Consider the following 279-nt stretch of genomic DNA (forward strand, 5'->3'; position numbering starts at 1 on the left):
GTCCCAGCCAGACGGGTCAGTTCGACCTGTCCCGCGTCACCCGTCTCATGTCCGCGATCGGCGGCGCCGACGACAACGCGCTCGCCGCCGAAGTGCTCAATCTGCTCGGACCGGCCACTGCGGTGTCGCAATGCACGGTATTCGCGTACGAATTCGGCAATCGCCCGCGCACGGTCTCGGTCGCCGACCATCGCGGCGGGCGCTTTCTGCGCGACGTCGCCGACACCTACGCGCGCCTCTTCTACGCGCTCGACGGCAACCAGCGCATCGTCGCGGACC

At 68.8% G+C, this 279-nt stretch carries 1 pseudogene; it reads left to right on the forward strand.

From position 1 onward, the window contains the following. A pseudogene (locus SB751_RS29805) lies at window positions 1–279 on the forward strand (LuxR family transcriptional regulator); the annotation flags it as partial.

This window comes from Cupriavidus sp. SIMBA_020, from assembly GCF_046535395.1.
Classification (GTDB): domain Bacteria; phylum Pseudomonadota; class Gammaproteobacteria; order Burkholderiales; family Burkholderiaceae; genus Cupriavidus; species Cupriavidus campinensis.